The following is a 9,373-nucleotide window of genomic DNA, read 5'->3' as shown; positions in this document are numbered from 1 at the left end:
ATTTAATATGTCCCAGTCTCGATTTTTTAATTAAATATTATAATACTTTATATAGTATACCTACACCTACACCACCGTAATCCATTTGATAATCAAATTTTAGAATTTCTATATTTGGATTTTGTTCAAAAAACGATTCACTTTCTTATTGAGTCCACTTTCAGTCATAGATGTAATGTTGACGAAATTCATAACGTCACTCCTTAAATCATTTTAGGTACTTTTAGTATATGAAAATTAAAGTATAAAGCAATCTTTTTAAGTTAAAAATTAAGCTTTTAACAGTAGATGTATGTTTATTTAATATTTTAGAGGGTAGAAATGATAGAGATAAAAGTCATAAGGAGGAAATTACAATGGCTGAAGATAACAAATTTGAACAAGCTAAAGGTAATATTAAAGAAACAGTAGGTAATGCTACAGACAATAAAGATTTAGAACAAGAAGGTAAAGAAGATAAAACTTCTGGCAAAGCAAAAGAATTTGTAGATAACGCAAAAGAAAAAGCAAATGACGTTATTGATAAATTCAAAGGTAATAAAGGAGACAACTAAGGTTGTCTAATCACTTAAATGAGCCCTCATGTACAGAAACGTACTTGAGGGCTTTGTTGTGTTCTAGCTTGTTATGATGTTTCATTATGAGCTGTCATACGACCCAAGCTTAGACTTATTAGGAAACCTACAATTAATGTTGTTAAAGAAATCGCCCAGGTTAATCCATTTTCAGGAAGACCTGGATAAACTGCGAAAATTGATCCAATAACAAAACCAATGATTAGAGCGAAGGTCATAGTACTGTGATGATGTAAAAAATATTGAATAATGCGACTAGATACCATAAATCCAGTGAGAATTCCTAAACCAACGATAAGTAAAATAGGTAATGCTGAAAAATTCAACTTAACAAGTTCAGAAATTGAGAACATTACTGTGCCGTACGCACCAAAAACTAATAACATAAATGACCCAGAAATACCGGGTAGTAGCATTGCACTAGAGGCAAACATTCCAGCTATAAAATATTTAATAATAAGACTAAAAGATAAAGATAATGTTTCGCCGGAGTGTTTATCACCGTTATTTAGAAGAGTAATTACAACTAAAATGACGATGCCTGCTAGCACCATTAAATAATGTTTAGTTTCGAAGGTACGCTTGAAATCTGAAACTTCAAGTAGATATGGAATAATACCGATGATTAGTCCAGTAAAGAAGAACATTGTAGAAATTTCGTGGCGGCTTAACAAATAATTAAATAAGTTACTTAATATTGCTATGGCTAAACCCATTCCTATTATAATAGGAAGTAAAAATTTGAGGCTAGGCCAAAACCGTTTGGAAAACAGCCCACTAATTGAACTAATAAATCCGTCATATATACCTAATAGTAAGGCAATTGTTCCACCGCTCACGCCGGGAACTAAATCGCTTGTGCCCATACCAAAACCTTTAAGGATATTAATCCATTTGAAATTGTTCATGAATGGCTCCTTTCTATAAATGATTTAAAGGTTAAAGTGCATCATATCATAGAAATGAAATTTTAGGGCAATAAATACTTTAATATGTCTAAAAATTGGCTATTGAGAAATTAGGAGCTTGTTTATCATTTAATGAAATTTTACGCGTTAGATAAAAATAATTTTATTTAAAGAATAAATCTAAATTAGTGGTTCAAAAAGTTTATATTAGCAACTAAGTGCGTTATAATAAAGAGAATTGAATATCACTAAGTCTTTTTGACTACAGATTAAAATTATTATAAACTAGTTAAGAAAACTTTATATTTTACGGAGGGAATATAAATGTCATCAACATTAGAAATCAAAGACCTACATGTGTCTATTGAGGATAAAGAAATTTTAAAAGGTGTAAATTTAACTGTCAACACAGGTGAAATACATGCAATCATGGGGCCAAACGGAACTGGTAAATCAACATTATCATCTGCAATCATGGGACACCCATCTTACGAAGTGACTCAGGGGGAAGTATTACTAGACGGCGTCAATATCTTAGAATTAGAAGTTGATGAGAGAGCTAAAGCTGGTTTATTCCTAGCTATGCAATATCCTTCAGAAATCACTGGCGTTACTAACGCTGACTTTATGCGTTCAGCTATCAATGCAAAACGTGAAGAAGGACAAGAAATCAACTTAATGCAATTTATTAAGAAGTTAGACAAAGAAATGGATTTCTTAGATATCGATCAAGACATGGCGCAACGTTATTTAAATGAAGGTTTCTCTGGTGGGGAGAAAAAACGTAACGAAATCTTACAATTAATGATGTTAGAACCGAAATTTGCTATTTTAGACGAAATTGACTCAGGTTTAGACATTGACGCATTGAAAGTTGTATCTAAAGGTATTAATCAAATGCGTGGAGAAGACTTTGGCGCATTAATGATTACGCACTATCAACGTTTATTAAACTATATTACACCGGATAAAGTACACGTTATGTATGGTGGTAAAGTTGTTAAATCTGGTGGACCAGAATTAGCTAAACGCCTTGAAGAAGAAGGTTACGAATGGGTTAAAGAAGAATTTGGTGCAACTGAATAGTCGTCAATCAGACTTTTAACATTGAGATGTTCACTTTTAATGATGAAAATGAACATGCCGAGCAACAAACTATTTCATCAAGCAGGAGGAAAAGAAAGTTATGACAACTGAAACTTTGAACATTTCTGAAGCACAACTTGTTGATTATTCAAAAGCGCACAATGAACCTTCTTGGATGACAGAATTACGTAAAAAAGCGTTGGAATTAACAGAAACTTTAGAAATGCCAAAACCTGACAAAACAAAATTACGAAAATGGAACTTTGATACATTTAAACAACACGAAACAAAAGGTAGTGCATATAATAATCTTGATGAACTACCAGAATCAGTAAAGCAAATCATTGATGTGGAGAACACTGAAAACTTAGTTATCCAACATAATAACGATTTAGCTTATACTCAAGTGTCAAACCAAGCTAAAAATGATGGTGTGATTATCGAAGGTTTATCAGAAGCATTAGTTAATCATAGTGACCTAGTTCAAAAATACTTTATGACTGAAGCTGTAGACATTGATGAACATCGTTTAACAGCTTTACACACTGCATTACTTAATGGTGGTGTATTCGTCTATGTACCTAAGAATGTAGTAGTTGAACATCCAATTCAATACGTTGTGTTACACGATGACGAGAATGCTAGTTTCTACAACCACGTTATCATTGTGACTGAAGAAAGCGCTGAAGTTACTTATGTAGAGAACTATTTATCTAACGCAAGTGGTGAAGGTAATCAAATTAATATTGTTTCAGAAGTGATTGCTGGAGCAAATTCAAATGTAGCTTATGGCTCAGTAGATTACTTAGATAAAGGTTTCACTGGTCACATTATTCGTCGTGGTACAACTGAAGCTGATGCATCTATTAAATGGGCATTAGGTTTAATGAACGAAGGTAGTCAAATTATCGACAACACAACAAACCTTGTAGGTGACCGTTCAACAAGTGAATTGAAATCAGTTGTTGTAGGTACAGGTGATCAAAAAATCAACCTAACTTCTAAAATTGTACAATATGGTAAAGAAACTGATGGTTACATCTTAAAACATGGTGTAATGAAAGAAAACGCATCTTCAGTATTTAACGGTATTGGTTATATTAAACATGGTGGTACGAAATCTATCGCTAACCAAGAATCTCGTGTGTTAATGCTTTCTGAGAATGCACGTGGTGACGCAAACCCAATTCTATTAATAGATGAAGATGATGTTGAAGCAGGGCACGCAGCATCAGTAGGTCGTGTAGACCCTGAACAATTGTATTATTTAATGAGTCGTGGTATTTCAAGAACAGAAGCAGAACGTTTAGTTATTCATGGATTCTTAGATCCTGTAGTTCGCGAATTACCAATCGAGGATGTTAAACGTCAATTAAGAGAAGTTATTGAACGTAAAGTTTCTAAATAAACTTATTTCGCACTATATGAAAAGTAAAACCAAAATACGATGAGATTTTTAATTATAGAAAGGTCGTGAATAAAGTGACCGAACGTACTTTTGATGTAAATTCTATCATCAAAGATTTCCCGATTCTTGAGCAACAAGTAAACGGAAAACGCTTAGCGTATCTTGATTCAACTGCAACAAGTCAAACACCAATACAAGTATTAAACGTTTTAGACGATTACTATAAGCGTTATAATTCAAACGTTCATCGAGGCGTTCATACTTTAGGATCACTAGCAACAGATGGATATGAAAGTGCACGTGAAACTGTGCGCCGTTTCATCAATGCTAAATATTTTGAAGAAATTATTTTCACTAGAGGTACAACAGCATCTATCAATATTGTTGCACGTAGTTATGGAGATGCAAACGTTGAAGAAGGCGATGAAATTGTTGTAACTGAGATGGAACATCATGCGAATATTGTTCCATGGCAACAATTAGCTCAACGTAAAAATGCATCATTAAAATTTATCCCAATGACAGACGAGGGCGAACTTAATCTTGATGACATTAAAGCAACAATCAGCGATAAAACGAAAATTGTAGCTATTGCACATGTTTCAAATGTACTTGGAACAATTAATGATGTTAAGACGATAGCAGACATTGCCCATGAACATGGCGCAATTATTAGTGTCGACGGTGCACAAGCAGCACCACATATGGCATTAGATATGCAAGAAATTGATGCAGATTTCTATAGCTTTAGTGGACATAAAATGCTTGGTCCTACTGGTATTGGTGTGCTTTACGGTAAACGTGATTTACTTAAAGACATGGAACCAGTCGAATTTGGTGGTGACATGATTGATTTCGTTAGTAAATATGATGCGACATGGGCAGATTTACCAACTAAATTTGAAGCGGGCACTCCACTTATTGCTCAAGCGATTGGTTTAGGAGAAGCAATTCGCTACATTGAAGATCTTGGCTTCGATGCGATACACAAACATGAAAAAGAATTAACTGAGTATGCCTATGAACAAATGTCTTCTATAGAAGGATTAGACATTTATGGCCCACCTAAAGATCGTCGTGCTGGAGTGATTACATTTAATCTCTCTGACATCCATCCTCATGATGTCGCAACAGCTGTAGATACTGAGGGCGTTGCAGTACGTGCAGGTCATCATTGCGCTCAACCGCTAATGAAATGGCTCAATGTATCATCAACTGCCCGTGCAAGCTTCTATGTATACAATACAAAAGAAGACGTAGATCAGTTAGTTCAAGCATTGAAACAAACGAAGGAGTTTTTCTCTTATGAATTTTAATAATTTAGATCAACTATACCGATCTGTAATTATGGATCATTATAAGAACCCTAGAAACAAAGGTGTTTTAGATAACGGCTCAATGACAGTAGATATGAACAATCCCACATGTGGTGACCGTATACGTTTAACATTTGATATTGAAGACGGGATAATTAATGATGCGAAGTTCGAAGGAGAAGGTTGCTCTATCTCAATGTCCAGTGCATCTATGATGACTGAAGCTGTAAAAGGTCATTCATTAGCTGAGGCGATGCAAATGAGCCAAGAGTTCACTAAGATGATGCTTGGTGAAGATTATGAAATTACTGAAGATATGGGAGACATTGAAGCTTTACAAGGCGTTTCTCAATTCCCAGCACGTATCAAATGTGCCACACTTGCTTGGAAAGCATTAGAAAAAGGCACAGTTGAAAAAGAAGGTAAAACAGAAGGTACTACTGAAGAAGAGTAATTTATTTACAAAGTTCCCTTCAGTGTATTTGAAAATGAATCGGGTAAACTCAAACTATAACAGCTATATAGTCTTTAGATGAATATAGCATGTTGTTATAATATAGATATTACAACATTAAAGAATAGTCATTTTTAAATATTACACTTTTAACTATATAAAATTAAAAATCTCACACGCACGTCGTTTATTAATTATAAATTCAAGGAGTGATTAAAATGGCTAAAAAAGCACCTGATGTTGGAGATTATAAATATGGTTTCCACGATGAGGATGTGTCCATTTTCAGATCAGAGCGAGGTTTAACAGAAAATATCGTTACTGAAATTTCTAAAATGAAAGAAGAACCTCAATGGATGTTAGACTTCCGTCTTAAAGCATTGAAATTATTCTATAAAATGCCAATGCCACAATGGGGCGGAGATTTATCAGAATTAAACTTTGATGACATCACATATTACGTTAAACCATCAGAACATACTGAGCGTTCATGGGATGAAGTTCCTGAAGAAATCAAACGTACATTTGATAAATTAGGTATTCCTGAAGCTGAACAAAAATATTTAGCTGGTGTTTCTGCACAATATGAATCAGAAGTTGTTTATCATAATATGGAAAAAGAATTAGAAGAAAAAGGTATTATCTTCAAAGATACAGACAGTGCATTACGTGAAAATGAAGACCTATTTAGAGAATACTTTGCATCTGTTGTACCTGCAGCTGATAACAAATTCGCTGCACTTAACTCAGCTGTATGGTCAGGTGGTTCATTCATCTATGTACCTAAAAACGTTAAATTAGATACACCATTACAAGCGTATTTCCGTATTAACTCTGAAAATATGGGTCAATTCGAACGTACATTAATCATTGCTGATGAAGGTGCATCAGTAAACTATGTTGAAGGTTGTACTGCACCAGTTTATACAACAAGCTCACTACACTCAGCTGTAGTTGAAATCATTGTTCATAAAGATGCGCATGTTCGTTACACAACAATTCAAAACTGGGCCAACAACGTTTATAACTTAGTTACGAAACGTACGTTTGTCCATGAGAATGGTAACATGGAATGGGTTGATGGTAACTTAGGTTCTAAGTTGACTATGAAATACCCTAACTGTGTATTATTAGGTGAAGGTGCAAAAGGTAGTACATTATCTATTGCCTTTGCAGGTAAAGGACAAGTTCAAGATGCGGGTGCTAAAATGATTCACAAAGCACCAAACACATCTTCAACAATTGTATCTAAATCTATCTCTAAAAATGGCGGTAAAGTCATTTATCGTGGTATTGTTCATTTCGGACGTAAAGCTAAAGGTGCACGTTCAAATATCGAATGTGATACCTTAATCTTAGATAATGAATCTACTTCAGATACAATTCCATATAACGAAGTATTTAATGACAATATTTCATTAGAACACGAAGCGAAAGTGTCTAAAGTGTCAGAAGAACAATTATTCTATCTCATGAGCCGTGGTATTTCTGAAGAAGAAGCTACTGAAATGATTGTTATGGGCTTCATTGAACCATTCACAAAAGAATTACCAATGGAATATGCAGTAGAAATGAACCGTTTAATCAAATTCGAGATGGAAGGTTCAATTGGTTAATATATACTAGAGCTATAAATTTAATAATTATGAATAAACTGCCAACAATTCTTTACACGAGTTGTTGGCAGTTTTTTGTTGGAATAAAGATTCAATAAAAGGTTATTTATGTAACAAATATCTGTAAATTAATTAGTAACAGAAAATAAGTAATTAAAAATTATTAAAAATAAGTGAAAATATATTGTTCGGATATTAAAATGATTAATGTAAAACAAATCATTTGAGAAGGTTGAGAAATTATGAAAAGCAGAACTAAACTACTTCTAACTATTATAGTTATTGTTGTAGTGATTATTGTATTATTGGTAGGAAGCCTTTTAATGTATAAACATAAAAAGGAAAGACAATTAGTTAAAAATTTAGATAAAACGATATTTAATGTTTATCCAATTAAAAATTTGGAAGATTTTTATAATATAGAAGGTTATAAAGACGAAAATTTCGACAAACAAGATAAAGGAACGTGGTATCTGAATTCAGCCATGAATATCCAGAGAAAAGGAGAAGATTTAAAATCAGAAGGTATGTTGCTAAAAATAAATAGAAATACAAAAACTGCAAAAGGTTATTATTATATAAGCAGTTATTTTACTGATAAACGTGGAAGTCAGGACAGTAGTGAGAAAAGATATCCAGTTAAAATGGTGAATAATAAATTTATAATTACAAAACCAGTTCATGATAATAAAGTAAAAAACAAAATTAAAAATTTTAAGTTTTTTGTTCAATATGGAGATTTTAAAGATTTGAAAACGAATCAGTATTCAAAGTTAGGCTACAATCCTAATGTTCCTAGCTATACCTTAGAATATAATCTAAATAATGAAGAAAATAATGTAAAAAAACTTAGAGAAATTTATAATATCCCTACAAACAAAAAGCCAAAATTGTTAATAGAAGGGCAAAGTAGTCTCGATCACGCAAGAGTAGGATATAAGAGTATAGAATTTTCATTTATAAAGAGAACAGATGAAACAATTTCATTTACAGATTATGTAAACCTTCAACCGTCAAATACAAATTAAAATTCTCGAAATGTAAGTGACGAATTTTATCGACTATAGTTAATCAACTTTAATATCCTAATTATAATTTGATGAAATTCTTTTGAAATAAAAATATGAGTAATATGCAATAAGAGGATAAAGTAGAGATCAACTTCTACCTTATCCTCTTATTTTATTAATGTATATAACTATAGGAACCAGCTTCGTTAGAAGAAATTGTTCTAGTTGAGACGATATAAGGGGCTACCCAGTTCATTTCTGAAATATAAACACTACCATCTGAATTAACACGCTCGACATAAGCGACATGTCCATATGGACCGTTTATTGTTTGAAGAATCGCACCTTTTTCTGGAGTATGGTCGACTTTGAATCCTGCGCTAGATGCTTGTCCAGCCCAATTTTTCGCATCTCCCCAGAACGTACTAATAGTATGTCCATCTTGAGCACGTTTATCAAATGCGTACCAAGTGCATTGACCTGCAGTGTATAAATTATTCTTATTCGTAAATAGTGGTTGTGAAATAATCTTACCATTACCTAAAGCTAACGGTTTCCCATCTTTAGTTTTAGCTTTTTCATTAAATTCTGAGACTTTAAGTTCATCATATAAGTCATCCATATCTAAGTTAGTAATCATACCATGTTTATCTTTTTTGAAAGCTTGAGAAACATCAGCGTTATGATCATCATCGGTGTTAAGGTTGGGAGGTGCAATTGGTGAACGGTTATTTTGTGGAGGAGTATCACTATTATTTATTTTTTCCCCTTGATCATTATTCCCATTTTGAACATCTGGTAATGGCGTTGACCCATTACTTCTATTTAATAAGTTATTAGAATTAGATTGATTCGATTCTTGAGGTTGATTAACTTTTTTCTGCGAAGTTGAATAACGATGTGCTACATTATTTTGTCCAGAAGAATGATTTGTTGAGGTATTTTGTTGTTTTGTTTGCCCATCATCATTATTATTTCTGCCATTATTTACATTCCCATT

Annotated in this window: 9 protein-coding genes; 7 read left to right on the top strand and 2 right to left on the bottom strand. The window is 33.0% G+C overall.

All coding sequences use genetic code 11. The features are described from left to right. Positions 1–356: 356 nt before the first annotated feature. The gene (locus CD155_RS10085; protein WP_002441669.1) at positions 357–554 is read left to right on the top strand and encodes a CsbD family protein; all 198 of its coding nucleotides are present in this window, start codon (positions 357–359) and stop codon (positions 552–554) included. 71 nt (positions 555–625) lie between these two features. On the opposite strand, the gene popT is transcribed toward CD155_RS10085, so the two are convergent. Then, the gene (gene popT / locus CD155_RS10080) at positions 626–1,483 is read right to left on the bottom strand and encodes a polyprenyl-phosphate transporter PopT (RefSeq protein WP_070873110.1); all 858 of its coding nucleotides are present in this window, start codon (positions 1,481–1,483) and stop codon (positions 626–628) included. 324 nt (positions 1,484–1,807) lie between these two features. Here popT and sufC point away from each other — a divergent pair, with 324 nt between their 5' ends. The 6 genes from sufC (at position 1,808) to CD155_RS10050 (ending at position 8,391) form a co-directional block, all read left to right on the top strand. Further along, positions 1,808–2,569 (top strand): Fe-S cluster assembly ATPase SufC, encoded by a 762-nt coding sequence (gene sufC, locus CD155_RS10075; RefSeq protein ID WP_002441672.1) that lies wholly within the window; start codon positions 1,808–1,810, stop codon positions 2,567–2,569. A 100-nt stretch (positions 2,570–2,669) separates the two neighbouring features. Continuing rightward, positions 2,670–3,977 carry a Fe-S cluster assembly protein SufD gene (gene sufD / locus CD155_RS10070; RefSeq protein WP_002441674.1) on the top strand — a complete coding sequence of 436 codons (1,308 nt, stop codon included), beginning with the start codon at positions 2,670–2,672 and terminating at the stop codon, positions 3,975–3,977. Positions 3,978–4,042: 65 nt separating this feature from the next. Further along, positions 4,043–5,293 carry a cysteine desulfurase gene (locus tag CD155_RS10065; RefSeq protein WP_172605848.1) on the top strand — a complete coding sequence of 417 codons (1,251 nt, stop codon included), beginning with the start codon at positions 4,043–4,045 and terminating at the stop codon, positions 5,291–5,293. Beyond that, positions 5,283–5,747, top strand: coding sequence for a Fe-S cluster assembly sulfur transfer protein SufU (gene sufU, locus CD155_RS10060; RefSeq protein ID WP_044466333.1), 465 nt, complete (start codon positions 5,283–5,285; stop codon positions 5,745–5,747). Before CD155_RS10065 ends, sufU begins: the two co-directional genes overlap by 11 nt. Before the next feature lie 218 nt (positions 5,748–5,965). Continuing rightward, complete coding sequence (sufB, locus tag CD155_RS10055; protein ID WP_070873106.1) at positions 5,966–7,363, top strand: Fe-S cluster assembly protein SufB; 1,398 nt, start codon at positions 5,966–5,968, stop codon at positions 7,361–7,363. Positions 7,364–7,605: 242 nt separating this feature from the next. Then, positions 7,606–8,391 carry a tandem-type lipoprotein gene (locus CD155_RS10050; RefSeq protein WP_103213246.1) on the top strand — a complete coding sequence of 262 codons (786 nt, stop codon included), beginning with the start codon at positions 7,606–7,608 and terminating at the stop codon, positions 8,389–8,391. Between the two features lie 157 nt (positions 8,392–8,548). Here the strand turns inward: CD155_RS10050 and CD155_RS10045 are convergent. Next, a partial coding sequence (locus CD155_RS10045) for a CHAP domain-containing protein (protein ID WP_258026358.1) occupies positions 8,549–9,373 on the bottom strand: 825 nt, incomplete at its 5' end.

The sequence above is a fragment of the Staphylococcus caprae genome (genome assembly GCF_002902725.1).
Taxonomy (GTDB): Bacteria; Bacillota; Bacilli; order Staphylococcales; family Staphylococcaceae; genus Staphylococcus; species Staphylococcus caprae.
The sequence above is the reverse complement of the archived record's forward strand: the minus strand, read 5'-3'. Positions and strand labels throughout refer to the sequence as shown.